Origin of the sequence: Streptomyces tuirus, assembly GCF_014701095.1 — a bacterium.
Taxonomy (GTDB): domain Bacteria; phylum Actinomycetota; class Actinomycetes; order Streptomycetales; family Streptomycetaceae; genus Streptomyces; species Streptomyces tuirus.
In genome coordinates, this window is sequence record NZ_AP023439.1 from 3,249,600 (window position 1) to 3,275,784 (window position 26,185).

At 73.6% G+C, this 26,185-nt stretch carries 24 protein-coding genes; 9 read left to right on the plus strand and 15 right to left on the minus strand.

Annotation, left to right across the window (positions count from 1 at the left end; genetic code table 11):
- Positions 1–34: 34 nt before the first annotated feature.
- Together IGS69_RS14800 and IGS69_RS14805 are read right to left on the minus strand one after the other, a co-directional pair.
- Positions 35–2,413, minus strand: a complete 2,379-nt coding sequence (locus IGS69_RS14800; RefSeq protein ID WP_232543525.1) for an outer membrane protein assembly factor BamB family protein — start codon at positions 2,411–2,413, stop codon at positions 35–37.
- Between the two features lie 192 nt (positions 2,414–2,605).
- Positions 2,606–3,331 carry a VOC family protein gene (locus IGS69_RS14805; RefSeq protein ID WP_190899980.1) on the minus strand — a complete coding sequence of 242 codons (726 nt, stop codon included), beginning with the start codon at positions 3,329–3,331 and terminating at the stop codon, positions 2,606–2,608.
- A gap of 134 nt (positions 3,332–3,465) precedes the next feature.
- Here IGS69_RS14805 and IGS69_RS14810 point away from each other — a divergent pair, with 134 nt between their 5' ends.
- Positions 3,466–4,101: a TetR family transcriptional regulator gene (locus IGS69_RS14810; protein WP_190904503.1), complete on the plus strand. Its 636-nt coding sequence runs from the start codon at positions 3,466–3,468 to the stop codon at positions 4,099–4,101.
- A 93-nt stretch (positions 4,102–4,194) separates the two neighbouring features.
- Here IGS69_RS14810 and IGS69_RS14815 read toward each other — a convergent pair whose 3' ends face one another.
- Both IGS69_RS14815 and IGS69_RS14820 read right to left on the minus strand, forming a co-directional pair.
- Positions 4,195–4,665: a nitroreductase family deazaflavin-dependent oxidoreductase gene (locus IGS69_RS14815; protein WP_190899982.1), complete on the minus strand. Its 471-nt coding sequence runs from the start codon at positions 4,663–4,665 to the stop codon at positions 4,195–4,197.
- Positions 4,662–5,879, minus strand: a complete 1,218-nt coding sequence (locus IGS69_RS14820) for an acyl-CoA dehydrogenase family protein (protein WP_190899986.1) — start codon at positions 5,877–5,879, stop codon at positions 4,662–4,664. The genes IGS69_RS14815 and IGS69_RS14820 overlap by 4 nt, the downstream gene beginning before the upstream one ends.
- A gap of 104 nt (positions 5,880–5,983) precedes the next feature.
- On the opposite strand from IGS69_RS14820, the gene IGS69_RS14825 reads away from it, so the two are divergent.
- Positions 5,984–7,153, plus strand: a complete 1,170-nt coding sequence (locus tag IGS69_RS14825; RefSeq protein WP_190899989.1) for a thiolase C-terminal domain-containing protein — start codon at positions 5,984–5,986, stop codon at positions 7,151–7,153.
- 102 nt (positions 7,154–7,255) lie between these two features.
- Positions 7,256–7,933 carry a pyridoxine/pyridoxamine 5'-phosphate oxidase gene (locus tag IGS69_RS14830; RefSeq protein ID WP_190899991.1) on the plus strand — a complete coding sequence of 226 codons (678 nt, stop codon included), beginning with the start codon at positions 7,256–7,258 and terminating at the stop codon, positions 7,931–7,933.
- A gap of 6 nt (positions 7,934–7,939) precedes the next feature.
- Here IGS69_RS14830 and IGS69_RS14835 read toward each other — a convergent pair whose 3' ends face one another.
- From IGS69_RS14835 to IGS69_RS14850, 4 genes are all read right to left on the minus strand, one after another.
- Positions 7,940–8,851: a GNAT family N-acetyltransferase gene (locus IGS69_RS14835; protein WP_190899992.1), complete on the minus strand. Its 912-nt coding sequence runs from the start codon at positions 8,849–8,851 to the stop codon at positions 7,940–7,942.
- Between the two features lie 69 nt (positions 8,852–8,920).
- On the minus strand, positions 8,921–9,133 hold the full coding sequence (locus IGS69_RS14840; RefSeq protein WP_190899994.1) for a DUF4287 domain-containing protein: 213 nt from the start codon (positions 9,131–9,133) through the stop codon (positions 8,921–8,923).
- 107 nt (positions 9,134–9,240) lie between these two features.
- Positions 9,241–9,867 (minus strand): GNAT family N-acetyltransferase, encoded by a 627-nt coding sequence (locus tag IGS69_RS14845; protein WP_190899995.1) that lies wholly within the window; start codon positions 9,865–9,867, stop codon positions 9,241–9,243.
- Positions 9,868–9,938: 71 nt separating this feature from the next.
- Complete coding sequence (locus IGS69_RS14850) at positions 9,939–10,397, minus strand: Zn-ribbon domain-containing OB-fold protein (protein WP_190899996.1); 459 nt, start codon at positions 10,395–10,397, stop codon at positions 9,939–9,941.
- A 269-nt stretch (positions 10,398–10,666) separates the two neighbouring features.
- Here IGS69_RS14850 and IGS69_RS14855 point away from each other — a divergent pair, with 269 nt between their 5' ends.
- The 4 genes from IGS69_RS14855 to IGS69_RS14870 all read left to right on the plus strand — a co-directional run bounded on the left by IGS69_RS14855 (position 10,667) and on the right by IGS69_RS14870 (position 15,717).
- The gene (locus tag IGS69_RS14855; protein WP_190899997.1) at positions 10,667–11,884 is read left to right on the plus strand and encodes a flavin-containing monooxygenase; all 1,218 of its coding nucleotides are present in this window, start codon (positions 10,667–10,669) and stop codon (positions 11,882–11,884) included.
- Positions 11,885–12,022: 138 nt separating this feature from the next.
- On the plus strand, positions 12,023–14,248 hold the full coding sequence (locus tag IGS69_RS14860) for an acetate--CoA ligase family protein (RefSeq protein ID WP_190899998.1): 2,226 nt from the start codon (positions 12,023–12,025) through the stop codon (positions 14,246–14,248).
- Positions 14,248–15,039 carry an enoyl-CoA hydratase/isomerase family protein gene (locus IGS69_RS14865; protein ID WP_190899999.1) on the plus strand — a complete coding sequence of 264 codons (792 nt, stop codon included), beginning with the start codon at positions 14,248–14,250 and terminating at the stop codon, positions 15,037–15,039. Before IGS69_RS14860 ends, IGS69_RS14865 begins: the two co-directional genes overlap by 1 nt.
- A 63-nt stretch (positions 15,040–15,102) precedes the next feature.
- Positions 15,103–15,717 (plus strand): flavin reductase family protein, encoded by a 615-nt coding sequence (locus tag IGS69_RS14870; RefSeq protein ID WP_232543526.1) that lies wholly within the window; start codon positions 15,103–15,105, stop codon positions 15,715–15,717.
- Between the two features lie 91 nt (positions 15,718–15,808).
- Here the strand turns inward: IGS69_RS14870 and IGS69_RS14875 are convergent, their stop codons facing one another.
- On the minus strand, positions 15,809–17,110 hold the full coding sequence (locus IGS69_RS14875; RefSeq protein WP_190900009.1) for an MFS transporter: 1,302 nt from the start codon (positions 17,108–17,110) through the stop codon (positions 15,809–15,811).
- Between the two features lie 71 nt (positions 17,111–17,181).
- Between IGS69_RS14875 and IGS69_RS14880 the strand changes: the two genes are divergently transcribed.
- Positions 17,182–18,195, plus strand: a complete 1,014-nt coding sequence (locus IGS69_RS14880) for a GlxA family transcriptional regulator (protein ID WP_190900010.1) — start codon at positions 17,182–17,184, stop codon at positions 18,193–18,195.
- Here the strand turns inward: IGS69_RS14880 and IGS69_RS14885 are convergent.
- The 3 genes from IGS69_RS14885 to IGS69_RS14895 all read right to left on the minus strand — a co-directional run bounded on the left by IGS69_RS14885 (position 18,185) and on the right by IGS69_RS14895 (position 21,421).
- Positions 18,185–19,234 (minus strand): Zn-dependent alcohol dehydrogenase, encoded by a 1,050-nt coding sequence (locus tag IGS69_RS14885; RefSeq protein ID WP_190900011.1) that lies wholly within the window; start codon positions 19,232–19,234, stop codon positions 18,185–18,187. The genes IGS69_RS14880 and IGS69_RS14885 overlap by 11 nt on opposite strands.
- The gene (locus tag IGS69_RS14890; protein WP_190900012.1) at positions 19,234–20,382 is read right to left on the minus strand and encodes an acyl-CoA dehydrogenase family protein; all 1,149 of its coding nucleotides are present in this window, start codon (positions 20,380–20,382) and stop codon (positions 19,234–19,236) included. The genes IGS69_RS14885 and IGS69_RS14890 overlap by 1 nt, the downstream gene beginning before the upstream one ends.
- Positions 20,383–20,506: 124 nt before the next feature.
- A complete protein-coding gene (locus IGS69_RS14895; protein ID WP_190900013.1) occupies positions 20,507–21,421 on the minus strand; it encodes an SDR family oxidoreductase in 915 nt (304 codons plus the stop codon).
- Between the two features lie 104 nt (positions 21,422–21,525).
- On the opposite strand from IGS69_RS14895, the gene IGS69_RS14900 reads away from it, so the two are divergent.
- The gene (locus IGS69_RS14900) at positions 21,526–22,452 is read left to right on the plus strand and encodes a cyclase family protein (RefSeq protein WP_190900014.1); all 927 of its coding nucleotides are present in this window, start codon (positions 21,526–21,528) and stop codon (positions 22,450–22,452) included.
- Positions 22,453–22,885: 433 nt separating this feature from the next.
- Here IGS69_RS14900 and IGS69_RS14905 read toward each other — a convergent pair whose 3' ends face one another.
- The 3 genes from IGS69_RS14905 to IGS69_RS14915 all read right to left on the minus strand — a co-directional run bounded on the left by IGS69_RS14905 (position 22,886) and on the right by IGS69_RS14915 (position 26,178).
- A complete protein-coding gene (locus IGS69_RS14905) occupies positions 22,886–23,365 on the minus strand; it encodes an ATP-binding protein (protein ID WP_190904505.1) in 480 nt (159 codons plus the stop codon).
- Between the two features lie 443 nt (positions 23,366–23,808).
- Positions 23,809–24,786 carry an acyl-CoA dehydrogenase family protein gene (locus IGS69_RS14910; protein ID WP_232543762.1) on the minus strand — a complete coding sequence of 326 codons (978 nt, stop codon included), beginning with the start codon at positions 24,784–24,786 and terminating at the stop codon, positions 23,809–23,811.
- A gap of 258 nt (positions 24,787–25,044) precedes the next feature.
- Positions 25,045–26,178: an acyl-CoA dehydrogenase family protein gene (locus tag IGS69_RS14915; protein WP_190900017.1), complete on the minus strand. Its 1,134-nt coding sequence runs from the start codon at positions 26,176–26,178 to the stop codon at positions 25,045–25,047.
- Positions 26,179–26,185: the final 7 nt, after the last annotated feature.

Genomic DNA, 26,185 nt, shown 5'->3' on the forward strand with positions numbered 1-26,185 from the left:
TCCGCACACCGGTACGACGGCCGTCCCGGGCCGGTCAGGCGGTGCGCGCCGTGCCCGTGCCCTTCTCCGCGTCCAGCGCGTACACACAGCGGTCCTTGCTGCACGCGTACACCACCCCGTCCCGGACGACCGGGGAGCCGGTGATCTCGCCGCCGGTGGCGAGTTTCCAGCGCAGCCGGCCGTCGTCGGCCTTCAGGGTGTAGAGCAGGTGGTCGGTGGAGCCGAAGTGGATCCGGCCCTCGGCCACCGAGGGGGCGCCGACGATGTCGCCGCCTGCCTGGAAGCGCCACTTGGGCGTGCCGGTGACCGCGTCGAGGGTGTAGAGGCCCTTCCCGCTGCCCACGTGGACGTGGCCGGCGGCGACCAGGACGGGGTCGACGGAGGAGCGGGACTCGGTGGCGATGCGCCAGCGGTCGCGGCCGTCGGTGGCGTCGAGGGCGTAGACGGTGCCGAGGTAGTCGGCGAGGTAGATGCCGCCGCCGGTGACGGCAGGGCCGGGGACGAACGTGGGCGGGCTGAGGAACACGGCCGGGGCCTCGAAGTGCCACTTCACGTGCCCGGCGGCCACGTCCAGGGCGAGGACGCGGGTGCCGGCGCAGACGTAGACGTAGCCGTCGGTGGCCTGGGTGAGCCGGATCGGCACGCCGCCGCAGGAGGCCGCGTCGCCGATCGGGTACGACCAGCGCTCCTCGCCGGTGCGGGCGTCCAGGGCGCGCAGCCGGGCGTCCTGCCACACGTAGACCGTGCCGTCGTGCAGGGCGGGCCCGGCCTCGGGGGACTCGAAGTCGGACTGGCAGCCGGTGATCTCCCAGAGCTTCTGGCCGCCGGTGGCCTCCCAGCCCTGGACGCCGCCGCCGCGGGTGCCGGTGACGACGGTGCCGCGCCCGGCCTGGAGCGAGTAGACCCAGGCGTCCGTCTGGAGCCGCCACAGGTCGGCGCCCTCACGGGCGTCGAGGGCGAACAGGGTGGGCCCGTCGGAGGCGTGGATCCGGCCGTCCGCGACCGCCATGGACCAGGCGACGTCCCGGGTCTTGAAGCGGCGGCGGCCGGTGGCGACGTCCAGCGCGTGCACCTCGAAGGAGGTGACGTAGACCAGGTCGTCGGCGACGGAGGGCGTGCCCCAGACGTCGTTGGACATGCGGAAGCGCCAGGGCCGCCAGCCCCCGGCCTGCTCCGGCGGCGCGGCCGGGGCCGGAGGGGTGGTGACGGCGGGGCCCACGGCGGGGTCGGTGCCGTTGACACCGGGGCGGGGCTTGGACCAGGAGGCGGCGAGGGCGGCCTCCGGCCGGGGCGCGGCGACGGCGGCGGCGCGCACGTCGGCGACGCGCGGGCCCGGGCCGATCGGCACCGGGACGCCGGCCAGGCGGACCGGGCCGGTGTCGGGGCCGCCGGCCGGGGCCGGTACGGGCACCGGGACGACGGGGTCGTGCGAGGGCGGGGGCGGGATGGGCGCGGGGCCGGGGGCGGGGCGTCCGCCGCCGCCGCGGGCCGCGCCGGGGGCGGGCTTGCCGGCCGGCCGGCCGTTGCGGCGGGACTCGATCAGGCTCACGGCCCGCTCGGGCAGCCACGCGGAGGCCGTACCGCTGTCGTCGGAGCCGGAGCCGAAGAGATGCGGGGCCAGCTGGGACTGGAGGTCGGCCGGGTTGGGGCGGGCCGTCGCCTCCATCTGCATACAGGACTCGATGAGCGGACGCAGTTCGTCCGGGAGGCCCTCCAGGTCCGGGCCCTCGCGCAGCAGCATGAAGACCGTCTCGACCGGGTTGGCGCCGTGGAAGGGCGGGTGCCCGGTGGCGGCGAACACCAGCATCGAGCCGAGGGAGAAGACGTCGCTGGCGCCGGTGACGCTGCGGGAGTCCTTGGCCTGCTCGGGCGACATGTAGGCGGGGGTGCCGACGGCGACGTTGGTCATCGTCAGACGTGTGTTCGACACGCCCGACGCGATACCGAAGTCGATCACCCGGGGGCCGTCCTCGACGACGAGGACGTTCGACGGCTTGAGGTCCCGGTGCACCAGCCCCGCGCCGTGGATGGACTGGAGCGCCTCGGCCACGCCCGCCGCCAGCCAGCGCACCGCCTGGGCCGGCAGGGGGCCGCAGTCGTTCACTATCTCCTCGAGGGAGGGCGCGGGGACGTACGCGGTGGCCAGCCACGGCACGGCGGCGCGCGGGTCGGCGTCCACGACCGCGGCCGTGTAGAAGCCGGAGACGGCGCGGGCCGCCTCCACCTCACGCGTGAAGCGGACCCGGAACAGCTGGTCCTCGGCCAGCTCCGTCCGGACGGTCTTGATCGCCACGCGCCGGCCGGACGCCGAACGCGCGAGATAGACCAGCCCCATGCCGCCGGCACCCAGCCGTCCCAGCACCTCGAACGGCCCGATCCGCCGCGGATCGTGCTGCGTCAGCTGATCCACCACTCTGCCTGCCACCTCCCCGTACGCGCCGCGCCGAGCCACATGTTCCACGCGACCCCGTGCAGCGTCTCACCACCGCACCGCCATGGCGGCACGCACCCTGATTCTTCCTGGCCGGAGCCCCGGTTGCGAACCCGGTGACAATTGGGATGTCTCGACACAGAAGTGATCAAACGATGACCAAACAATGCCTGGTCAGCGGTGCAGCAGCGCGAAGGACGCCCCCTGATTGTCCGTGACGACGGCGACCTCGCCGTACGACGTCTCGAAGGGCGGGACCTGGACCCGTCCGCCGAGCCGCGTCACGTCCTCCAGCGCGGCCGCCATGTCCTCGACGGCGAAGTGCACGAGGAAGTGGGGCGGCATCTCGGCCGGGTACACGTCGGAGACGGGGGCGCGGCCGAAGTCGGGCTCGGCGTCCGGCCCGAACAGGGCCTCCCGGAAGAGGTCGCCGTAGAAGGCGTTGGCCGCCTCGGTGTCCCGGGCGTACAGCTCCGCCCAGGCGAAGGTGCCCGGCTCGTGCCGCTTGCCGAAGCCGGGGTGCTCCTCCGGCTGCCACAGGGCGAAGACGGCGCCCTCGGGGTCGGTGACGAGCGCGGTGACGCCCAGGTCCCCGGCCGGCACGGGCGCCGAGACGATCTGCCCGCCCGCGTCCCGGATGCGCCGGGCCAGGGCCGGGGCGTCCGGGGTCGCGAAGTACACCGTCCAGACGGTGGGCAGCCGCCCGTCCACCTTGCGGACCAGGGCGGCCACCGGTTCGCCGTCCTTCAGCGCCTCGGTGAAGGAGCCGAACCACTCGTCCTGGAAGGTCCACCCGAAAAGTTCACCGTAGAATCGCTTGCCCGCCTCGACGTCGCGAAGCTGCGCGTCCACCCAGCAGGGGACGCCCTCTCCGTACACCGATGCCCTGTTTTCGGCCATGCCGCCAACGTAACCGCGTCCGCCGCACCCCGCAGACCAGGCACACCAGTCCCGGTACTCCCTTGCACCCCATTTGCAGTCGGCCGAATCGCGCCCCGATCACGCCTCGGTAAGCTGACGGCATGACAGGACAAGTGCGTACCGTCGACGGCCGGGTGGCCGGCCGGCGTGGGCAGGCGACCCGGCAGAAGCTGCTCGACTGCCTCAGCGAGATGCTCAGCTCCTCCCCGTACCGGGACGTCAAAGTCATCGATGTCGCCCGGAAAGCGGGCACTTCGCCCGCGACCTTCTACCAGTACTTCCCGGACGTCGAGGGCGCCGTTCTGGAGATCGCCGAGCAAGTGGCCACCGAGGGCGCCGCGTTGACGGAGCTCCTGGAAGGCCGCTCCTGGGCCGGCAAGGCCGGCTGGCAGACGGCACAGGAACTCGTCGACGGCTTCCTGGAGTTCTGGCGCAAGAACGACGCCATCCTGCGGGTCGTCGATCTCGGTGCCGCCGAGGGCGACAAGCGCTTCTACAAACTCCGGATGAAGATCCTCAACTCGGTGAACAACTCCCTGGCGGACGCCGTCGCCGAGCTCCAGGCCAAGGGCAGGGTCGACAAGGACGTGAACCCGGCGGCCATCGCCGGTTCGCTGGTCGCGATGCTCGCGGCCGTCGCCGCCCACCAGAAGGGCTTCTCCTCCTGGGGCGTGAAACAGGCCGAACTGAAGCCGAACCTCGCCCTGTTGGTGCACCTGGGCGTCACCGGCCGGAAGCCGGCGAAATAGCGCGGCGCGACAGCCTCTTACCTCCCACGTCCTGTCTGGCAGGCGGTGGTCCACCCGGGTGGACCACCGCCTGTCGCGCTCTCGCCGTCCGTGCTACCGCCGCACGAGCCGGAACACCCGGATCTCCCGCTCCACCCGCGCCTGGTACGCCGCGTACGGCGGCCAGAACCGCAGCAGCGCCCGCCAGGCCGCCGCCCGCTCCTCCCCCGCCAGCAGCCGGGCCGTGACCGGGACGTCCCGGCCCTTCCAGCTGATATCCGCGTCGGGATGTGCGAGCAGGTTGTGACTCCAGGCGGGGTGCCCCGGCCGCCCGAAGTCGGACCCGACGAGGATCCAGGAGCCCCCGCCGTCCTCGGGCATGCAGGCCAGGGGCGTACGGCGGGGCAGTCCGCTCCGCGCTCCCGTCGAGGTCAGCACGACCCCCGGGAGCAGTTGCGCGCTGAGCAGCACCTTTCCCCTGGTGAGCCGGTGGACGGCACGGTCGAGGGCGGGCACCACGTGCGGTGCCACGCGGGCGAAGCCCCTGGTCGACGACACTCGCTGCACCACACGCGCACCCCTCATGGGCCGGCCTCCTCGAAGACGTGTGCCGCGTCGGCCGCGTGTGCCCGCAGCCGGTGCACCGGCCCGAACAGCAGCTCGTCGCCCGCGGCACGCTTGAAGTACGGGTGAGCCTCGTGCTCCCAGGTGAAGCCGATGCCGCCGTGCAGCTGGATCCCGTCGGCGGCGGCGCGGCGCAGCGCTTCGAGCGCCTGGGCGAGAGCGAGAGCGCCGGCCGTCTCCTCGCGGACGGTTGCGGTCCCGCCAACGGTGAGGCTCGTGGTGGCGGCCGCCCAGGCCGCGTAGTACGCCGCGGAGCGGGCCGCCTGGACCTGGACGTACGCGTCGGCCAGCCGGTGCTTGACCGCCTGGAAGGAGCCGACCGGCCGCCCGAACTGCTCGCGCTGCCCGACGTACTCGACGGTCCGCTCCAGCATCCGGCCGGCCGCCCCGACGGCCTCGGCGGCGAGACAGGCGGCGACGGTGTCACCGAGCCGGGCGAGGGCGGGGAGGGGGTCGACGGTCTCGTCGCCCAGCAACTCGGCGAGTACGTGACGCAGTTGGATCCGGCCTTGCGGGCGAGTGGCGTCCAGCGTGGTCTGCCGTACGCGGGTGAGCCCGGTGGCGTCCCCGCGCACCAGGAAGAGCAGGACCCGGGAGCGGGCGAACCCCCCGGTGTGCGCCGCGACCACGAGCAGCCCGGCGCTGTGCCCGTCGAGGACCTGGTCGGCCTGCCCGTACAGCTGCCAGCCGCCCTCGGCCCGCCGGGCCTGGACTCCCCCGGCCCGCCCCCCGCCGGCCCACCCCCCGTGCCGGTCGAGGCCGGTGAGCGCGAGGGCGGTGGCGAGAGCGGGGCCCGGTACGGCGAGGGCGGCGGTGAGGGCGCCGGAGGCGATGCGGGGCAGGAGGTCGGCGCACTGGGCGTCGGTGCCGAGGGCGAGCAGCAGCGGGGCGGCGAGGACGGCGGTGGCGAGCAGCGGGGTGGGGGCGAGGGCGCGGCCCGTCTCCTCGCAGGCCAGGGCCAGTTCGGTCGCCGTGCAGCCGGCACCGCCGTAGGCCGCGGGGAGGGCCAGTCCGGGCAGGCCGAGTTGCCCGGCGAGGGTGGCCCACAGGGCGGGGTCGTGCCCGGCGGGGGTGCCGACGGCGGCCCGCAGCTCGTCCGGACCGCACCGCTTGCCGAGCAGCTCGCGCAGGGTGCGGCGGATCTCGTGCTGTTCGTCGGTGAAGCGGGCGTCCATGGGGCACCTCTCTCCGCATCTGACGGTGCGTCATATTAGGGCGGCGCATCAGGGAAGCCCAGAGCCCTGCCATGCCCGCCACGATCTGATGTACCGTCAGATTCATGGTGGCGCGGAGGAAAGTGGCCGTCGTCGGCGTGGCCCTCGCGGACTGCGGCCGGGTGGACGACGCGACCCCGTACGCCCTGCACGCCCAGGCGGCCCGCCGCGCCCTGGCGGACGCGGGCCTGGACCGGTCGCTGGTCGACGGCTTCGCCTCGGCGGGCCTCGGCACCCTGGCACCCGTCGAGGTCGCGGAGTACCTGGGCCTGCGCCCCACCTGGGTCGACTCCACCTCCGTGGGCGGCTCCACCTGGGAGGTCATGGCTGCCCACGCGGCGGACGCGATCGCGGCCGGACACGCCCGCGCGGTGCTGCTCGTCTACGGCTCGACGGCCCGGGCGGACGTCAGGGCGGGCCGCCGCACCGGAACCCTGTCCTTCGGCACCCGGGGCCCGACGCAGTTCGAGGTCCCCTACGGCCACACCCTGATCGCCAAGTACGCCATGGCGGCCCGCCGCCACATGATCGAGTACGGCACGACGATCGAGCAGCTGGCGGAGGTGGCGGTGCAGGCCCGGGCCAACGCGGCCCTCAACCCGGAGGCGATGTTCCGCACCCCGGTCACGGTCGACGAGGTGCTGTCCGGCCCGATGATCGCGGACCCGTTCACCAAGCTGCACTGCTGCGTCCGTTCCGACGGCGGGGCGGCGGTGCTGCTGGTGGCCGAGGAGTACGTCCGGGACTGCCGTACGTCGCCGGTGTGGGTACTGGGGAGCGGGGAGTCCGTGTCGCACGCGGCGATGTCCGAATGGCCGGACTTCACGGTGTCGCCCGCGGCGGTGAGCGGGCGGCTGGCGTTCGAGCGGGCGGGGGTGCGGCCGGCGGAGATCGAGGTCGCCGAGATCTACGACGCGTTCACCTATATGACGCTGGTGACGCTGGAGGACCTCGGCTTCTGCGGGAAGGGCGAGGGCGGGGCGTTCGTGGGGATGGGGCGGCTGCGGGTCGAGGGCGGTGAGCTGCCGGTGAACACTGATGGAGGCGGCCTTTCGGCCCAGCATCCCGGGATGCGGGGGCTGTTCCTGCTGGTGGAGGCGGTGCGGCAGCTGCGCGGGGAGTGCGGGCAGCGGCAGGTGCGACGGGCCGACGGCTCGCCTCCGCGACTGGCGGTGGCGTCGGGGACGGGGGGCTGGTTCTGCTCGTCGGGGACGGTGGTGCTGGGGGTGGGGTGACGGCGGGGGGCCGGGGGGAGAGGCTGGCCTGGGAAGCCCGGGAAGGACGGGCCGGGGAGCTCCGTGCTCCCGGCACCGGGCGGGACCGGACACAATCGGGGCATGGCAACCGATCTTCACGAGCTGCTGAGGTCACTGCGGGTCTGGGACCCGGAGGTCACCGACCTGCCCTCCTTCGAGCCGGCCACCACCCCGGCCACTCCCCTGCCCCTGTTCGCCGAGTGGTTCGCGGCGGCGGTGGCGGCCGGCCAGACCGAGCCGCACACCATGTCGCTGGCGACCTCGGACGAGTCGGGCCTGCCCGACGTGCGGATCGTGATGCTGCACGGCGCGGACGCCGACGGCTGGTCCTTCGCGTCCCACGCCGGCAGCCGCAAGGGGCGGCACCTCGCCGACCGCCCGTATGCCGCGCTCGGCTTCTACTGGCCGGTCCTGGGCCGCCAGGTCCGGGTGCGCGGCCCGGTGACGGCGGCGCCGTCCGAGGACGCCCAGGGCGACCTGCACGCCCGCTCGACGGGCGCGCTGGCGGCCGCGCTGACCGGGCGGCAGAGCGAGGTCCTGCCGTCCCTGGACGACCTCGCCCGGGCCTCGCAGTCGGCGTGGGAACGGGCGTCGCGGGAGCCGGAGGCGCCGGTGTCGTCCTGGACGCTGTACCGGCTGCGGGCCGAGGAGGTCGAGTTCTTCCAGGGGGAGGAGCGACGGCGACACGTCCGGCTCCGCTACCGGCGGGACGTGCGGCAGGACGGGGAGGAATGGTCGCGGGAACTGCTGTGGCCGTGAGGGCTTCTACGTGAAGTCGTGCACGTCGAAGTCCGCCACCGGCCGGTAGCCGATGCGCTGGTAGAGGCCGTTGCTGGTCGGGTTGTCCAGGTCGGTGAAGAGGAGGACCTCGGCCGCGCCGGAGGCCAGGGCGGCGCGGCTGACCTCGGCCGTCGCGGCGCCCGCGTAGCCGCGGCGGCGGAAGCGGGGCGGGGTGTAGACGGAGGCGACGCGGACCTGGCCGGCGACCTGGGGGCCGGTGCCGGCCATGGCGACCGGTGTGCCGTCGGGGGTTTCCCACAACGTGATGCCACCGTCGGCGATACGGGCGTCCGCCCACTCGGCGGAGTCGCGGACGGTGCCCAGGCCGACGGACGCGCTGAACTCGTCGTGCCAGCGCCGGAGAAGCTCGCGGTCCGCCTCGACGGCGATCCGGGGGCCGCCGGGCGGGAGGGGCCCGGGCTCGGTCAGGGTGCCGAGCCGGTAGAGCCGCTGGCGCTGGCGGAGGACGGCCCGGGTGCCCGTGTGCCGCTGCCAGGCCTCGGCGAAGGCGACCGCGGTGTCACACTCGGCGTTCACCCCGGGCAGCCGTCGGCCGAGGACGGCCAAGCGCGCGGCGAGGGAGTCGGCGTCCTCGGGGGTGACGGCCGTGAGGTTCAGCCAGTGCGGCGGGGTGCGGAAGAAGGCCGCACGGACCTCTCCCGCCCGTTCCAGCACGCCGAACTCCGGTTCTCCGTCCCCGTACACGCTCCGGCCGTGTGTCCGCAGGGTCTCCGTGACCGTCAGCGGCACGGTGTGCAGCGCCGGCCGGGAGCGGAGGAAGGCGCCCGCACGGGTCAGGAACTCGTCGAGGTCGTGGGTGAGATGCCAGCTGCCCGTACCGGGACGAGGGTGGGCGTCGGGATGGGTATCGGCGTCAGTTCCGGTTCCGGTGTCCATGGTTCATGGTGCCGTGTGCCGCCGCCGGAGCACCCCCGATTTTCCGGCGGTGCCGTCGGCCGGCACTGCTCATGTGCCGCTGTCCTCCGCGAGTGTGTACGCCACCAGCGCGTTGGCGTGGCCGTGGCCCAGACCGTGTTCGGTCTTGAGCCAGTTGACGAGCTCCATGTGCCGGGTCAGCGGCGAGGAGCGGATGAGGTCCTGCCAGTCGGCGATCGGCCGGCCGTACTTCTTCTCGATCGAGGGGAAGTAGGCGGCGGGGCCCTTCACGGGTGCGGTCATCTCGGCCGGTCCCTTCACTTGTCGGCGGTGCAGCTGCGGTCGCGCTGCGGTTGCGGGTATGACCGGCGGGGCCCGGAGAACTGATCGCCCGGCCGACGTGACTCGCGTCACACCGACCCGTTCCGCTCTCCTCGCGGACCCTCGGGCTCCGGGTCCGTGGCCAGGCGGGCGTGCAGATGGGCGTCGCGGAACGCGTCGTGCCGCTCCTCCTGGAAGATCGCACCGCGCAGGGTGCCCTCGTACGAGAACCCGCATCTCTCGGCGATCCGGCACGACGCGTCATGACCGACCGCGTGGTCCAGTTCCAGCCGGTGGATCCCGAGGTCCGTCAGCGCCCAGTGGGCGGTGAGCAGCAGGGCCCGGGTGGCCACGCCCCGGCCGCGGGCCTCGGGCAGGACCCAGTAGCCGACCCGGGCGACCTTCAGGTGGTACTTGATCTCGTTGACCCCGATGTGCCCGAGCGGCGCGTCGGTGCGGGCGTCCGCGACCCGGAACGACACCGACGTCCCCTCCAGGGCACTCTGCGCCCGCGCCAGCAGCGACTCCCGGGCGCTCGCGCGGTCCGTGACCAGCCGCAGCGGGGTGTTCCAGCGCCGGAACTCAGGATCGCGCAGCCCCCGCAGCCACGTGTCGACGTCGGCGCCGGATCCGGCGTCCCAGGGACGCAGGCGGAGACCGTGGCCGTGGAGATCCGGGTGGGGGCCGGTCATGGACTGGTCACGTATGGGGGCCATGGGTCCCATTCAATCCCGTGACTCCCGGAAACCGGCCAACTGTAGGCCAAGGGGAGGCAAGAAGTGGGCAGTCACACCGAAGCCCCCGGGAGCCCCGACGCCCTCGTGAACACCGGCACCCCCTCCCGGAACGCCACCACCAGCTCCGCCCCGGCGGACAGCCCTTCGCCCTCGCTCGCGAGCGGTGCCGGGGGCTCCCCCTCCCCCACGATCACCGTCATCATCCGCGGCCCTTCGGCGAGTTGGACCACGGCGGCGACATAGGGGACGCGGTCGGGGAACGGCGGCAGGTCGTTGCGGTGGACGACGGACCAGGTGTAGAGCGTGGCGCGGCCGCTCGCCGTCTCCCACGTGACGTTCTCGCTCCAGCAGTGGGGGCAGAACTCGCGCGGGTAGTGGTGGGCCCGGCCGCAGTCCCCGCAGCGGCGGATCAGCAGCCGGCCCTCGGCGGCGGCGTCCCAGTAGGTCCGCGTGAAGGCGTCGGGCTCGGGCAGGTCGAAGCGGTGGCCGGTCACGACGTCGTGTGCCATGAAACCTGACGGTACGTCAGATCAGCGGATGCGCAAGAGCCGGCGAGCGGCCGACTGCGTACACCGGGCAGGGACCACCCCCGGCCTTCAAGGCGTTCAAGGCGTTCAAGACATTCAAGGCGTTCGACCAGGAACGATCACCGCCCCGCCACAACCAGGCCCGCTACGCCACGAGCCCCACTCGCTCCTCCTGCAAGCGTGATCAATCCGAAACCAATTCCGGTCTTGACCGAGACCCATCAAGCGGTCCCGTGATTACGCTCGCGCTCATGGCCGACTCCACACCCCCCACACACGCCTCCGCACAGCCCCCACCCGACCGCCCCGTCTACGTCATCGGCGGCGGCCCCGGCGGGCTCTCCGCGGCGTACGCGCTGCGCGCCCGGGGCATACGGGCCGTCGTCCTGGAGAAGTCCGACCGGGTCGGGGCGTCCTGGCGCCGCCACTACGACCGGCTGCACCTCCACACCACCCGCCGCCTCTCGGCCCTGCCCGGGCTGCCGATGCCGCGCCGGTTCGGGCGGTGGGTGTCCCGGGACGACGTGGTGCGGTACCTGGAGAAGTACGCCGAGCACCACCGCCTGGAGATCGTCACCGGCGTCGAGGTGTCCCGTGTCGAGCGCACCTCCGATGGTTCAGGCTGGCTGCTGCACGCCACCGGCGGCCGGGAGCTGACCGGCGCGGCGGTGGTCGTCGCCACGGGCTACAACCACACCCCGCGCCTGCCGGACTGGCCCAGCCGCGCCGGCTTCACCGGCGAGTTCCTGCACGCCGGCGAGTACCGCAGCGGCAAGCCCTACGCCGGCCGGGACGTCCTCGTCGTCGGCGTCGGCAACACCGGCGCCGAGATCGCCGTCGACCTGGTGGAGAGCGGTGCCTCGCGGGTCCGGCTCGCCGTGCGCACGGTCCCCCACATCGTGCGCCGTTCGACCGCCGGCTGGGCCGCCCAGTACAGCGGCGTCCTGGTCCGCCGGCTGCCGGTCGGCCTGGTCGACCGGATCTCCCGGGCGCAGGCCAGGGTCGCCGTGCCCGACCTGTCCGCGCACGGGCTGCCGCGTCCCGACACCGGGCTGTACACGCGGGTGAAGCAGGGGGCCATCCCGGTGCAGGACGTCGGCCTGATCGACGCCGTGCGCACGGGCAGGGTGGAGGTCGTGGCGGCCGTGGAGGGCTTCGAGGACGGCGGCAAGATCGCCCTGGCCGACGGCACCCGGATCTCCCCGGACGTGGTGATCGCCGCCACGGGGTACGTCCGCGCCCTGGAGGACCTGGTCGGGCACCTCGACGTCCTCGACGACCGCGGCAGGCCCGTAGCCCACGGCCCGCGCACCCCGAAGACCGCTCCCGGCCTGTACTTCACCGGCTTCACCAACCCGATCAGCGGCAATCTCCGCGAGATGGCGCTCGACGCCGTGAAGATCGCGAAGGCCGTCGCGAGGAGCGGCTCCGGGCGCGGCCCGGGGAGCGTGTCCCGCCTGCCGGGCTGAGCCCCCGCCCCGGCGGCGAGATCAACCGCCTCGGCCACTCGACAACTTCACCCGCTCACACCGTTCCTGACGTCGCGCCAGTTCAGTAATCTGACAGAGCGTCAGTTGGCGGCTGTCTCACAGGAGCGGGCGGAAACGATGCTTGGATCGACCCACGGCACCCTCAGCACCGACTCCCGCCGGGCCCGGGCCCTCGCCTGTGGCGAGCGGACCGGGCCCGCCGTCCACGGCAGGCCGGCCCAGGCGGGCGACCTGGACGTCAGCGGACGGCCGCTGCACTCCGGCGTACCCGATCTGGACCGCTTCTTCCGCCCCCGGTCCGTCGCCGTGGTCGGCGCCTCGGACGCCGAGGGCCGCCCGAACACCGGCATCACGCGGCAACTGGCCGACTGGGCCGAGCAGGTCGGCGCCACGCTGTACCCGGTCCATCCCAGCCGGCCGTCGGTGTTCGGCGTCCCCTGCTCCGCTTCCGTCGCCGGCCTGCCCGAGCAGGTCGACCTGGCCGTGGTGCTGGTCGGCGACCCCGTCCCGGTGATCGAGGAACTGGCCGAGGCCAAGGCGCGGTTCGCCGTCGTCTTCGCGTCCGGGTTCGCGGAGACCGGGCCGGAGGGCGAGGCCGCTCAGCGCCGGCTGGCCGCCGCCGTGGCGCAGTCCGGGTTGCGGCTGCTGGGGCCCAACACCAACCTGAACGCCTTCGAGCGGTTCCGCGACGACCTGGAGGGACCGGCGATCGCCCTGATCACCCAGTCCGGTCACCAGGGCCGCCCCGTCTTCGCCCTCCAGGAACTCGGCATCCGCCTCTCCCACTGGGCCCCCACCGGCAACGAGGCCGACCTGGAGAGCGCCGACTTCCTCTCCTACTTCGCCGAGCAGCCCGAGGTCGGCGCCATCGCCTGCTACCTCGAAGGGCTGAAGGACGGCCGCTCCTTCCTGCTCGCCGCCGACCGGGCCGCCCGGCGCGGTGTGCCGGTCGTCGCCGTCAAGGTGGGCCGTACCGAGACCGGCGCCCGCACCGCCGCCTCCCACACCGGCAAACTGACCGGCGCGGACGCCGTGGTGGACGCGGCGCTGCGCCAGTACGGCGTGATCCGGGTCGACGGGCTCGACGAACTCCAGGACACGGCAGCCCTGCTGGCCCGGGCCCGCCCGCCGCGCGCCGACGGGGTCGTCGTCTACTCCATCTCCGGCGGTACGGGCGCCCATGTCGCCGACCTGGCGACCGGGATGGGCCTGAGCCTGCCGGTGCTGTCCGAGGCCAAGCAGGCCGAGCTGCACCAGTGGATACCCGAGTATCTGAGCGTCGCCAACCCGGTCGACAACGGCGGGCATCCCGTCGGGGACGAACGCGGCCGGAAGATCATCGACGCGATCCTCGACGACCCGGGGGTGGGCGTGCTGATCTGCCCGGTCACCGGGCCGTTCCCGCCGCTCAGCGACCGGCTCGTGCGGGACCTGGTGGACGCGGCCGAGCAGACCGACAAACTCGTCTGCGTGGTGTGGGGTTCGCCGGTCGGCACCGAGCCCGCCTACCGCGAGGTCCTGCTCGGCTCCTCCCGCGTGGCCACCTTCCGCACGGTCGGCAACTGCCTCACCGCCGTCCGCGCCCACCTCGCCCACCACCGCTTCGCGGCCGCCTACCGCTCCCCCTTCGACGAGGCCCCGCGCACCCTGTCCCCGTCCTACCGCAAGGCGCAGGCCCTGATGCAGCCCGGCCGGCAGCTCAGCGAGCACGCGGCGAAGCAGCTGCTGCGGGCGTACGGCATCCGGGTACCGCGCGAGCAGCTGGTGACCAGCGCGGCGGCGGCCGTCCGCGCGGCCGGGCTCGTGGGCTACCCGGTGGTGATGAAGGCCTCCGGCGCCCGGATCGCCCACAAGACCGAGCTGGGCCTGGTGAAGACCGGGCTGACCTCGGCCAGTCAGGTCCGCGACGCCTACCGGGACCTGACCGACATCGCCCGCTACGAGGACGTCGCCCTGGACGGCGTCCTGGTCTGCCAGATGGTGGAGCAGGGCGTGGAGATGGTCGTCGGCGTCGCCCACGACGAGCTGTTCGGCCCGACCGTGACCGTGGGCCTCGGCGGCGTGCTCGTGGAGGTGCTGCGCGACACGGCCGTAGGGGTGCCGCCCTTCGGGGAGGAGCAGGCGCGGGACATGCTCGCCGGGCTGCGCGGACGGGCCCTGCTCGACGGGGTGCGGGGGCGGCCGGCGGCGGATCTGGACGCACTGGTCGAGGTCGTCCTGCGCGTGCAGCGCATGGCCCTGGAACTCGGGGACCGGCTCGCGGAGCTGGACGTCAACCCGCTGATGGTGCTGCCGCGGGGGCAGGGCGCCGTGGCGCTGGACGCGCTGGCGGTGTGCCGCTGATGACCGGGGCCGCGGTGCTGCACACGACCGGCGACCACGTCCTCACCGTCACGCTCAACCGGCCCGGGAGCCTCAACGCCCTCACACCCGGGCAGCGCGAGGACGTCATCGGGCTGCTGTCGGGGGCGTCCGCCGCGGCCGAGGTGCGGGCCGTGGTGATCACGGGGACGGGCCGCGGTTTCTGCGCCGGGGCGGATCTCCGGGTGGCCGGGACTCCCGGAGAACGCCTCGCGGGCGATGTCGCCCGTACCCTGCGCACGGGCGCCCAGCGTCTGATCGCCGCCGTGCTCGACTGCGAGAAGCCGGTGATCGCGGCCGTGAACGGCACGGCGGCCGGGCTCGGCGCGCATCTGGCGTTCGCCTGCGATCTGGTCCTCGCGGCCGAATCGGCCCGGTTCATCGAGGTGTTCGTGCGCCGCGGTCTGGTCCCGGACGGTGGCGGCGCCCATCTCCTCCCGCGGCTCGTCGGACCGCAGCGCGCGAAGGAGCTGATGTTCTTCGGTGACGCGCTCGGCGCGACGGACGCCGAACGCCTCGGGCTCGTCAACCGGGTCGTCAGGGACGAGGAGCTGGAGAAGACGGCCCGCGCCTGGGCCGAGCGTCTCGCCTCGGGCCCCACCCGCGCCCTCGCCCTGACCAAGCAGCTCGTCAACGCCTCCCTCGAGACCGACCGCGCCGCCGCCTTCGCCGCCGAGGCCGCCGCGCAGGAGATCAACATGACGACGGCGGACGCGCGGGAGGGCGTGCGGAGCTTCCTGGAACGGCGGAGCCCGGAGTACCGGGGCCACTGACCCCGTCCCACCCCCTCACCGCCCTTCCCATCTGACGCTGCGTCAGTTTCAATGCGGGATGTGATGGGACAAGCAGGGATGGCGGAGGCCGCCGTCCGCTACCTCAGGTCGGTCCGCGCCACCGCCCCGGAGCCCGTCGACGCGCTGCCGCGCCCGGAGTTGAGGTGCGTCGGCGCCGACGAACGCGCTCCGCTGGACGCCCGGGAGTTCCGCCGGGTCCTCGGGAACTTCGCCACGGGCGTGGCCGTGATCACGGCACCCGCCGCCACGGCCGGAGAACCGCCCGCCGGCTTCGCCTGCCAGTCCTTCAGCTCCCTCTCCCTCGACCCGCCCCTGGTCGTCTTCATGGTCGGCCGGACCTCGACGACCTGGCCCCGGATCGCCCGCGCCGGGGTGTTCTGCGTGAACGTCCTGGGCTCCGGTCAGGGCGAGATGTGCCGCGCCTTCGCGGTGAGCGGCGCGGACAAGTTCGCGGGGGTGGCGTGCGACGCGGCGCCGGTGTCGGGCTCGCCGCGTCTGACGGGCGCCGTGGCGTGGATCGACTGCGCGATCCACGCCGTCCACACCGGCGGCGACCACCTCATCGTGGTGGGCCGGGTGAACGCCCTCGGCACGCGGGACACCGACGACCCGCTCCTCTTCCACCGGGGGCGCTTCGTCCGGCTGGCGCCGCCGTAGCCCACCCCGGTCGCGCAGGCCTGGCCGTTCGGCCCGGACGTCGCGAAAGCGGGTGTCCTGGGGGCGCAACGTGCTCTACCGCCACGGGGGTTCAGGCCACCGCCAGCTCGCCCCCTGCCCTCCGCCGGATCACCAGCGCCATCAGCGCCGCCGCCGCGCACAGCGCCCCGGAGGCGTACCAGACCACGTCGTACGACCCGAAGGCGTCCCGCGCGACACCGCCCAGGAAGGCGACGACGGCCGCGCCGACCTGGTGGGAGGCGAGGACCCAGCCGAAGACGATCGCGCTGTCCTCGCCGTACTGCTCACGGCACAGGGCGAGGGTGGGCGGCACGGTGGCGACCCAGTCGAGGCCGTAGAAGACGATGAAGAAGATCATCGGGGGGTGGACCGCGGGGCCGAGCAGGAGCGGCAGGAACATCAGGGACATGCCCCGCAGCGCGTAGTACACCGCCAGCAGACGGCGCGGCTCGAAGCGGTCCGTGAACCAGCCGGAGGCGATCGTGCCGACGACGTCGAAGACGCCGATGACCGCGAGCAGGGAGGCGGCGGCCTGGACGGGCATGTGCTGGTCGTGGGCCGCGGGGATGAAGTGGGTCTGGATCAGACCGTTGGTGGAGGCGCCGCAGATCGCGAAGGTGCCGGCGAGCAGCCAGAACGGGCCGGTGCGCACGGCGGACAGCAGCACGGTCACGGCCCGGCGGGCGGCGCCGGGTACGGGCGGCGACTTCGGCACGAACTCGGCGGCGCCGTACGGCTTCTGACCCACGTCGGCCGGGTGGTCGTGCAGCAGGAGCCACACGAACGGGACGACCGCGAGCGCGGCGAGCGCGACCGTCACGGCCGCCGGGCGCCAGTCGTACCGGTCGATGATCCAGGACAGCAGGGGCAGGAAGATCAGCTGGCCGGAGGCCGAGGCGGCGGTGAGGATGCCGCTGACCAGGCCGCGCCGGGCGGTGAACCAGCGGTTGGTGACGGTCGCCGCGAAGGCCAGCGCCATGGAGCCGGAGCCGAGTCCGACGAGCAGGCCCCAGCACAGCATCAGCTGCCAGGCCGCGGTCATCCACACGGTGAGCCAGGAGCCGGCCGCGATCACGGTCAGCGCGACCGCGACGACCCGGCGGATGCCGAAGCGGTCCATCAGGGCCGCCGCGAACGGGGCCGTCAGACCGTAGAGCGCCAGGTTCACCGAGACGGCGGCGCCGATCGTGCCGCGCGACCAGTCGAACTCGGCGTGCAGCGGATCGATGAGCAGGCCCGGCACGGACCGGAAGGCGGCGGCGCCGATGATCGTCACGAAGGTGACGGCGGCGACGAACCAGGCGCGGTGCACCCGTGCACGGGTCGGCTTCGGCGGCTGCTGGACGGCCGCTGCTTCGGTTGTCTGGGTCACGACATAGAGCTTCCGATCTCCGGCGCACTCCATCGAGTGGCCCGGAGGACAGCATTCGTTAGGATCGGGCCATGAGCCGTGAGCCGGAGTTCCGTCCGCACCGGGTCGTCGTCCTCGCCCTCGACGGTCTGCTCCCCTTCGAGCTGGGCATCCCGCACCGCATCTTCGGCCGCCCCCGGGACGCCCGCGGGCGCCTGCTGTACGACGTCGTCACCTGTTCGATCCGCCCGCCGGGCCCGGTGCGGACCGACGCCGACTTCGCCGTCCAGGTCGAGCACGGCCCCGAGACCCTGGCCACGGCCGACACGGTGATCGTCCCGGCGTCGTACGAACTCGGCCCGGTCTTCGAGCAGGGCGTGCTCACCGCCGAACTGGCCGCCGCCCTGGCTCACATCCGCCCGGGCACCCGGCTCGCCTCCATCTGCACCGGCGTCTACGTCCTCGCCGCCGCCGGTCTCCTCGACGGCCGGCCCGCCACCACGCACTGGGCCGACGCCGACCGTTTCCAGCGGCTGTTCCCGCGGATCGAGGTCGACCCGGACGTGCTGTTCATCGACGACGGCGACGTCCTGACGTCCGCCGGCGTCGCGGCCGGCATCGACCTGTGCCTGCACATGGTGCGCCGCGACCACGGCACGGCGGTCGCCAACGAGGTGGCCCGCCGCACGGTCGTGCCGCCGCACCGCGACGGCGGTCAGGCGCAGTACATCCACCGGCCGGTGCCCGACCCGCAGCAGGCGACCACCACCTCGGCCCGCGCCTGGGCCCTGGGCCGTCTCCACGAGCCGATCCAGCTGCGCGACATGGCCGCCCAGGAGTCCATGTCGGTGCGCACCTTCACCCGCCGCTTCCGCGAGGAGACCGGCGTCAGCCCCGGCCAGTGGCTCACCCAGCAGCGCGTGGAGCGGGCCCGCCACCTCCTGGAGTCCACCGACCGCTCCGTCGACCAGGTCGCCCGGGACGCGGGCTTCGGCACGGCCCAGTCGATGCGCCAGCACCTCCAGTCGGCCCTCGGGGTCACACCCACCGCCTACCGGCGCACGTTCCGGGCGGAGAACGACACCGCGGCCGCCGTCAGAAAGTGAGCACCGCCCGCGCCACCCGCCCCGCCTCCGCGTCCGCCGCCGCCTCCTCGAACTCCTCGACCGGGTAGGTCCGGGTGACCAGTTCGTCGAGCAGGAGACGCCCCTGGCGGTACAGGCCGGCGTACAGGGCGATGTCCCGCTGGGGGCGGGAGGAGCCGTAGCGGCAGCCCAGGACGGACTTGTCGAGGTACATCGAGGAGACGCGGAAGGACGCCTCGGCCGTGGCGGGCGGGACGCCGAGCAGGACGGCCTGGCCGTGCCGGTCCAGGGCGTCGACGGCCTGGCGGATCAGCTCCACCCGGCCGACGCACTCGAAGGCGTGGTCCACGCCCGTGGGCAGCAGGTCGCGCACACCCGCGGCCGAGGTGAGGAAGTCGGTCGCACCGAACCGCCGTGCCGCCGCCTCCTTCGCCGGGTTGGCGTCGACGGCCACGATCCGCCCGGCGCCCGCGAGCCGCGCCCCCTGGAGCACGTTCAGGCCGATGCCGCCCGCCCCGATGACCAGGACGCTGTCACCGTGGTCCACCCGCGCCCGGTTCAGCACGGCGCCCACCCCGGTCAGCACGCCGCATCCGATGAGCGCCGCCGAGGCCATCGGGATGTCGGCGGGGATCCGGACCGCCTGGACGGCCTTGACGACCGTGCGCTCCGCGAACGCCGAGTTGGACGCGAACTGGTGCACCAGCGAGCCCTCGTGGCCGAACGGCCGGCCCGGGCGTCCGATGGCCTGCCGGCACATGGTCGGCCGGCCCCGGTCGCACTCCGCGCACGTGCCGCAGTTGGCCAGGGTGGACAGCGCGACATGGTCACCGGGCGCGACATGGGTGACGCCCTCACCCACCGCCTCCACGACCCCGGCCCCCTCATGGCCCAGCACCACGGGCACGGGGAAGGGGATCGTCCCGTCCACCACCGACAGATCGCTGTGGCACAGCCCGGCGGCCGAGATCGCCACCCGCACCTCGCCCGGCCCGGGCTCGCGCACCTCCAGGTCCGTCACGACCCGGACCTGCTTCCCGTCGAAGATCACGCCTCGCATCACACGGCTCCCTTGGGCTCCCTGGGCAGGCCGAGCACGCGCTCGGCGATGATCGTGCGCTGGATCTGGTCGGAGCCGCCGTAGATCGTGTCGGCCCGCGAGAAGAGGAACAGGTGCTGTGCGGCGTCCAGTTCGTACGGCGCCGACGCCGACCAGTCGGTGGGGCCGGCCCCGGCCGCCGCGCCCCGTACCAGCACCGCCAGCTCCCCGAGCCGCTGGTGCCAGCCGGCCCACAGCAGCTTGGCCACGCTCGGGGCACCTAGGTCCGCGGAACCCCCCAGCGTGCGCAGGGCGTTCCAGCGCATCGTGCGCAGCTCGGCCCACTGCCGCACGAGCCGCTCCCGTACGACGGGGTCGTGCACCGCGCCCGACTCCACCGCCGCCCGCACCACAGCGCCCAGTTCCTCGGCGAACCCGATCTGCTGGGCCAGTGTGGACACCCCGCGCTCGAAGCCGAGCAGACTCATGGCGACGCGCCAGCCGTTGCCCTCCCCGCCGACGACATGCTCCGCGTGCGCGCCGTCGAAGAAGACCTCGTTGAAGTCGCTGGTGCCGGTCATCTGGCGGATGGGGCGGACCTCGATGCGGCCGGGCTGGTCCATGGGGACGAGCAGGAAGCTCAGCCCGTGGTGTCGCGCCGAGCCGGGCTCGGTCCTGGCCAGCACGAAACACCAGTCGGCCTCGCGGGCGAGCGACGTCCAGATCTTCTGCCCGGTCACCCGGTAGGTGCCGCCGTCCGGCTCGCGCACGGCCGCGGTACGGACACCGGCCAGGTCCGATCCGGCGCCGGGTTCGCTGTAGCCCTGGCACCAGAGTTCCGCGCCGGCCGCGATCGGGGGCAGGAACCGCGACTTCTGCTCGTCGGTGCCGTGGGCGAGGAGCGTGGGCGCGAGCAGGTTCTCCCCGACGTGCCCGGAGCGCGCCGGCGCCCCCGACCGCGCGTACTCCTCGGCCCAGACGACCTGCTGGGTGAGGGTGGCGATCCGGTTCCCGTACCCGGAGACCCCCCACCCGAGCCCGATCCATCCGGCAGCGCCGAGAGTGCTTTCCCACGTGCGACGGTCGGTGACTCCTTCGGCATGCGCCGCCAGCCAGCCGCGCACCTCGGCACGGAAGTCCTCGTCGTCTTGTCCGAACCCGAATTCCACGGTCACCGCCTCAGATCGGCCAGGTCCTTCACACGTGCGGTGGGGGCAACTCCCCAGGGGCGCGGGGAACTGCGCGACAAGCCACGATGAGACCCGCACTCGCCGGACAACCCCCACCCCCGAGCTACTGGGCGTTCGGCCGCTCCCCCCGCGCCGCCGCCCTCTCCATCCCCGCCACCCGCTCCAGCATCGGCATCGGATCCACCCCCACCGACCCGGGCAGGAACTCCGCGATCCCCTCCACCGTCCACCCGCCGGAGGCATACGCCGCACGCAGCTCCCTCGGCTGCGCCCACACCGCGATCTTCGCCCCGGCGACCGTGTAGACCTGCCCGGTGATCCCCTCCCGGGAGGCCGCGTCGGACAGCAGGTACACCACCAGCGCGGCGACGTCCTCCGGCTCCCCGATCTCCGCCAGTTCCATCGGCACGCCCGCCGACATCCGGGTCCGCGCGACCGGCGCCACCGCGTTCGCGGTCACCCCGTACTTGTGCAGCCCCAGCGCCGCGCTGCGCACCAGCGAGATGATCCCGCCCTTCGCGGCGCTGTAGTTGGCCTGCGACACCGACCCCTGGTGGTTGCCGCTGGTGAAGCCGATCAGCGTCCCGGCCCGCTGCCCGCGCATCACCGCGGAGGCCGCGCGGAACACCGTGAACGTGCCCTTCAGATGCGTGGCGAGAACCGGGTCCCACTCCTCCTCGGTCATGTTGAACAGCATCCGCTCGCGCAGGATCCCGGCCACGCAGACGACCCCGTCCAGCCGCCCGTACGAGGCCAGCGCCACGTCGACGACCCGCTGCCCGCCCGCCATGGTGGAGATGTCGTCGGCGACGGCCACCGCCTCGCCGCCCGCCGCCTCGATCTCCTTGACCACACCCTCGGCGATCTCGCTGGTCGGCGAGGCGCCGTCGACCGCGACGCCGTAGTCGTTGACGACGACCTTCGCGCCCTCGGCCGCCGCCGCGCGTGCGACCGCCCGGCCGATGCCCCGCCCGGCACCCGTGACGGCGACGACCTTGCCTGCCAAGAAGTTCCCCACGCCCGGCCCCTTCCCGTCCCACGGTTTCTGACGGACCGTTAGATTCTCGATTCCCGAATTCTACGGCCCGTCAGATACGGGAGGACAAGCCCCGGGGAGGACTCATGTCGCTGCCGGACGCGTTCCACGACATCGCCAAGCGCGTGAACAACTGGGGGCGTTGGGGCGCCGACGACGAGATCGGCACCCTGAACCTGATCACCGACGAGGTCGTCCGGCAGGCCGCGGCCACCGTCCACACCGGCCGGCGCGTCCCGCTGGCACTGCCCCTGAGGCAGGACGGCGTGCAGACCGGCATGATCCCCGGCCGGGTCGATCCCCTGCACGCCATGGTGCAGATCAACCAGGAGATCTTCGGCCCGGGCACGGTCGCGTGCAGCGACGACATCGTGACCATGGGGCTCCAGGCGGCCACCCACTGGGACGCCCTGTCCCATGTCTCGCACTCGGGCCGGCTCTACAACGGCCGCCCGGCGCACACCGTCACCGCGCACGGCGGCGCCGGGTTCGGCGGCATCGGCACGGTCCGGCACGTCGTCTCACGCGGGGTACTGCTGGACGTCGCCCGGGCCCGGGGCACCAACCGGCTCGACGGTGGGTACGCCGTCACGCCCGAGGACCTGGACGCCGCCGAGGAACTGGCCGGCACGCGGGTGCGGGCCGGTGACATCGCGCTCGTACGGACCGGACAGATCCAGGCCTGCCTGGCGGGAGACCGGCACGGCTACGCGTATCCGTCACCGGGGCTGTCGATCCGCACGCCGGAGTGGTTCCACGCCCGGGACGTGGCGGCCGTCGCCAACGACACCCTGACCTTCGAGGTGTTCCCGCCGGAAGTGGAGGACCTCTGGCTGCCGGTGCACGCCCTGCACCTCGTGGAGATGGGCCTGCCGCAGGGCCAGAACTGGAATCTCGAAAAGTTGTCCACAGCCTGTGGAGAAGCGGGCCGCTACGCCTTCCTGCTGACGGCGACCCCCGAGCCGTTCACCGGGGCGACCGGCTCTCCGGTGGCGCCCGTCGCCGTCCTGTAGACCGGGCCGGGCCGCCACCCACTGAAGCTGGATGGCGGCGCCGCGCTGCTCGCCCCGAGCACGTCAGCGCGCGCCGCCACCCGACTTCGGCGCTCCCGCCCCGACTCCCCGCCCCTGAAGGGAGCCGACGCCGAATCACGACTCACGCTCGCCGAGGGCTGCCGTCCACCGAAGCCCTCGTCGTCCCCTCACGGCGAATCGCTGACCACAAGCGTGAGCAACCGGTCACGACGCGTCAATACCGATTCGGCGATATGTCACTCATGCGGCTTTTGCCGCAGGCGCGCACGGAAGCACGTCCCGGCGCATCGCCGCATCTCCCGAGGGAGCCTGCCGACCCGCCGTGCATCCGTGCCCCGGCCCCGGCGCACACACCCGCGGCATGTGCCGTCGTCCTTCACGCCCGGTCCGGCACGGGCGGCGAGCGGCGGCGCTACACCGCCTCGTACGCCAGCCCCTCGAAAGCCGCCCCGCCGTCGTACGCGGCCACGCCGCCCGCGCACGACGCCGTGAGGTCGCGGGACTTCTCGCACCGGTCCAGTTCGCACCAGATGCGCTTGCCGGTGGCCTCGACGCTCCAGCCCCAGCGGTCGGCGAGCCCGTCGACGAGCGCCAGCCCCCGGCCGCCGGTCGCGTCGTCCCCGGCGCACCGGGGCACGGGGGCCCGGCCGCTGTGGTCCGCGACCTCGAGACGGACCGTGGTCTCCTCCGTCACCGCGTGCGGCAGCGACAGCCGCAGGACCGCGGGCCGGCCGGTGTGCACCACGGCGTTGGTGACGAGCTCGGAGACGAGCAGGATCAGCGTCTCGGCGAGGGGTTCATCGGCCTGTATGCCGGACCCGGCCAGGCGGGAGCGGGCCCACCGCCGGGCACGCCCCACTTCTGCGGGGTCGGGCCGGATCTCCAGCTGCACTTGAAGCACCTGCACCGCTCACACCATCCGAACCGGCGGACACTTAGGCTCGCGCCTCACGAGGGCCACGATCGTAGCCATTTTCTGCATGGCCAGAACAACGGCCGGGACAAGGATCACGGAACGTGAATCCCTTGTGGGACAGCATGGTTGACGTACAGTCACGCCAACAAGCGCTTCGGGCATATTCCAGCGCGAAGGAGTACCCGTGCGGCATACTGTGCGACGCTCGCCGCGGGCAGTCGAACAGGCGGCGCTACGGGGTCGCACTGCGCTCGGAGCCACTCGCATCTGACACAAGGTACCGGAGCGGACAATCGACTCCAGGCCGTAACGAGTCACACTGAGGACACAAGCCGATATCAACGCTCCGTGATTCCGGTGTGCCACGATCCGTGACATCTCCGGGAGCGCGCAGGGCGATGGCGCAGCCAGGCGGCCCGTCAGGCCGTTTCGGCCGCCAGAGCCGCCGCGAGAGCTTCCTCACTCTCCGTGACACCGCCCGCACGCTGGGTTCGAACCCATGCGCGTTTCAGATGCAGATGGACCTCGGACTCCCAGGTGAAGCCCATGCCGCCGTGCACCTGGAGACAGTCGCGGGCGCCGTGCACGGCCGCCTCGTCGGCGAGGATCCGGGCCGCCGCGATGTCGGCCGGGTCGGCGGTGACGGCGGCGGCGTAGACCGCGGCGCGGGCCGTCTCCATCCGGACCAGGATCCCCGCGCACAGGTGCGCCACCGCCTGGAAGGCCCCGATGGGCCGACCGAACTGTTCGCGCGCCCGGGCGTGTTGCGCCGCGAGTTCGCAGACGCGGCCGGCCGTGCCGAGTTGCTCGGCGGCGGTGAGGAGGACGGCGACGGGGTCGGAGGCGACCCGCCCGGCGGGCACCCGGTGCAGGGGCGTCAGCGGGTCGAGCGAACGCAGCGGCACGGCCCCGGTGAGGTCCCCGCGTACGACGTCCGCCTCCTCCAGCCACTCCACGAGCCCGCCGTCCACGGCCGCCACCACCGTCTCCCCGGTGGCCGCGCCCGGTACGGCACCGGCCGCGAGGTGGGTGGCGACGAGCGGCCCGGGCACCAGAGCCCGCCCCGCCTCCTCGAACAGCAACACCGCCTCCGGCAGCCCGAGTCCGACCCCACCGTGCGCCTCCGGCAACCGCAGCGAGAAGAACCCGAGGTCTCCGAGGACCCGCCACAACGCCCGGTCGAGCCGCGGCGACTCGACCGTACGACAGGCCCCCGCAGCGCCCCCGCCCCTCTCGGCAAGCCCTGCCGACCGGCCACGGGCCCCTGCGCGGCCCACGCGTTCGTCGTCGGCCCCTGCACGGCCCACCCGTTCGCCACCGGCCCCGGACCCATCCGCCCGGGCCCCGGCCGAGGCGGAACGGCTCGGCCTGCCTCCGCCCTTCCCGGAACGGACCATCCCGTCACCGTCCGCCCCGCCTCGGCCCTTCCCCGACCGGACCGCCCCATCACCGTCCGACCCGCCTCCGGTAGGACGCGCCCCCGCCGTACGCTCCGTGCCTCCACCGCCCGACCGGGGACGGCCCGTCCCCGCGTCCTCCGGGCCTGCCGCCAAGGCCGACCGCAGGGCGTCCGGGCCGAAGCGCCGGACCAGTGCCTCGCGCAACCCGTCCCGCAGTGCCCGCTGATCGTCCGTCAGGCGGAACCGCACGGCGCCTCACCGTCCCTTCGGCAGGCCGAGGATGCGCTCGGCGATGATGCTGTGCTGCACCTGCGAGGTGCCGGCCGCGATCGTGTACGACAGGGAGCTCAGCCGTTCGAGGGCCCAGGGCCGGTCCAGGTCGAGGCAGTCGGGGCCCAGCACCTGCGCGGCGGCGTCGTAGAGCTCCTGGCGGGCGTGTGAGTAGCGGAGCTTGAAGACCGAACCGCCGGGGCCCGGTACCCCGCCCGATGCCTCCGCCGCGCTGACGTTCCACTGGGTGAGCCGCCACAGCGCCCGGAACTCGGCGTTGAGCCTGCCCAGTCGGCGCCTGAGGGCCGGGTCGTCCCACCGGCCGTTCTTGCGGGCCTCGACGGCCAGTTCGCCCAGGACGCGCCGGCAGGCGACGACCTCGCCGGCGAAGGCCGTGCCCCGCTCGAAGGACAGCGTCACCATGGTCACGCGCCAGCCGTCGTTCTCGTCCCCGACCCGGTTCGCCACCGGCACCCGCACCTCGTCGAGGAACACCTCGGCGAACTCGGCCGACCCGGAGAGCGTGCGCAGCGGACGTACGGTGACGCCGGGCGCGTCCATGGGCAGGGCGAGCCAGGTGATGCCCCGGTGCTTGGGCGCGCCGGGGTCGGTGCGGACCAACAGCTCGCACCAGTCGGCGACTTCCGCGTGGGAGGTCCAGATCTTGGAGCCGGTCACCACGTAGGCGTCGCCGTCGCGCCGCGCGCGGGTGCGCAGGGCCGCGAGGTCGGATCCGGCGTCCGGCTCGCTGAAGCCCTGGCACCAGACCTCCTCGCCGCGCAGGATCGGCGGCAGCCAGCGGGCCCGCTGCTCCGCCGTGCCCTCGGCGGCGATGGTCGGACCGGCGTGCAGCAGGCCCACGAAGTTGGCGCCCACGTAGGGCGCGCCCGCCCGCTCGGTCTCCTCCAGGAAGATCAGCCGCAGGGTCGGGGAGGCGTCCCAGTGGACGTCGGCGTATCCGGCGTCGTGGAGCCGGCGCTGCCAGCCGAGGTCGTAGGCCCGCCGCCCAGGCCAGTCGTCGGGCGACGGCTTGGGCGGGAGAGCGGGGAGCACCCGCGCGAGCCAGTCCCGCAGCCGGGCCCGGAAGTCCTCCTCCTCGGGCGTGTACGACAGGTCCATCCGCGGG

What these genes read in the sequence shown, in the direction of transcription:
- IGS69_RS14805 (WP_190899980.1), bottom strand. Translation starts at nt 3,331, where the DNA reads ATGGCCGAAAACAGGGCATCGGTGTACGGAGAGGGCGTCCCCTGCTGG.
- IGS69_RS14815 (WP_190899982.1), bottom strand. Translation starts at nt 4,665, where the DNA reads ATGAGGGGTGCGCGTGTGGTGCAGCGAGTGTCGTCGACCAGGGGCTTC.
- IGS69_RS14820 (WP_190899986.1), bottom strand. Translation starts at nt 5,879, where the DNA reads ATGGACGCCCGCTTCACCGACGAACAGCACGAGATCCGCCGCACCCTG.
- IGS69_RS14825 (WP_190899989.1), top strand. Translation starts at nt 5,984, where the DNA reads ATGGTGGCGCGGAGGAAAGTGGCCGTCGTCGGCGTGGCCCTCGCGGAC.
- IGS69_RS14830 (WP_190899991.1), top strand. Translation starts at nt 7,256, where the DNA reads ATGGCAACCGATCTTCACGAGCTGCTGAGGTCACTGCGGGTCTGGGAC.
- IGS69_RS14835 (WP_190899992.1), bottom strand. Translation starts at nt 8,851, where the DNA reads ATGGACACCGGAACCGGAACTGACGCCGATACCCATCCCGACGCCCAC.
- IGS69_RS14840 (WP_190899994.1), bottom strand. Translation starts at nt 9,133, where the DNA reads ATGACCGCACCCGTGAAGGGCCCCGCCGCCTACTTCCCCTCGATCGAG.
- IGS69_RS14845 (WP_190899995.1), bottom strand. Translation starts at nt 9,867, where the DNA reads ATGGCCCCCATACGTGACCAGTCCATGACCGGCCCCCACCCGGATCTC.
- IGS69_RS14850 (WP_190899996.1), bottom strand. Translation starts at nt 10,397, where the DNA reads ATGGCACACGACGTCGTGACCGGCCACCGCTTCGACCTGCCCGAGCCC.
- IGS69_RS14855 (WP_190899997.1), top strand. Translation starts at nt 10,667, where the DNA reads ATGGCCGACTCCACACCCCCCACACACGCCTCCGCACAGCCCCCACCC.
- IGS69_RS14860 (WP_190899998.1), top strand. Translation starts at nt 12,023, where the DNA reads ATGCTTGGATCGACCCACGGCACCCTCAGCACCGACTCCCGCCGGGCC.
- IGS69_RS14865 (WP_190899999.1), top strand. Translation starts at nt 14,248, where the DNA reads ATGACCGGGGCCGCGGTGCTGCACACGACCGGCGACCACGTCCTCACC.
- IGS69_RS14870 (WP_232543526.1), top strand. Translation starts at nt 15,103, where the DNA reads ATGGGACAAGCAGGGATGGCGGAGGCCGCCGTCCGCTACCTCAGGTCG.
- IGS69_RS14880 (WP_190900010.1), top strand. Translation starts at nt 17,182, where the DNA reads ATGAGCCGTGAGCCGGAGTTCCGTCCGCACCGGGTCGTCGTCCTCGCC.
- IGS69_RS14885 (WP_190900011.1), bottom strand. Translation starts at nt 19,234, where the DNA reads ATGCGAGGCGTGATCTTCGACGGGAAGCAGGTCCGGGTCGTGACGGAC.
- IGS69_RS14900 (WP_190900014.1), top strand. Translation starts at nt 21,526, where the DNA reads ATGTCGCTGCCGGACGCGTTCCACGACATCGCCAAGCGCGTGAACAAC.
- IGS69_RS14910 (WP_232543762.1), bottom strand. Translation starts at nt 24,786, where the DNA reads ATGGTCCGTTCCGGGAAGGGCGGAGGCAGGCCGAGCCGTTCCGCCTCG.
- IGS69_RS14915 (WP_190900017.1), bottom strand. Translation starts at nt 26,178, where the DNA reads ATGGACCTGTCGTACACGCCCGAGGAGGAGGACTTCCGGGCCCGGCTG.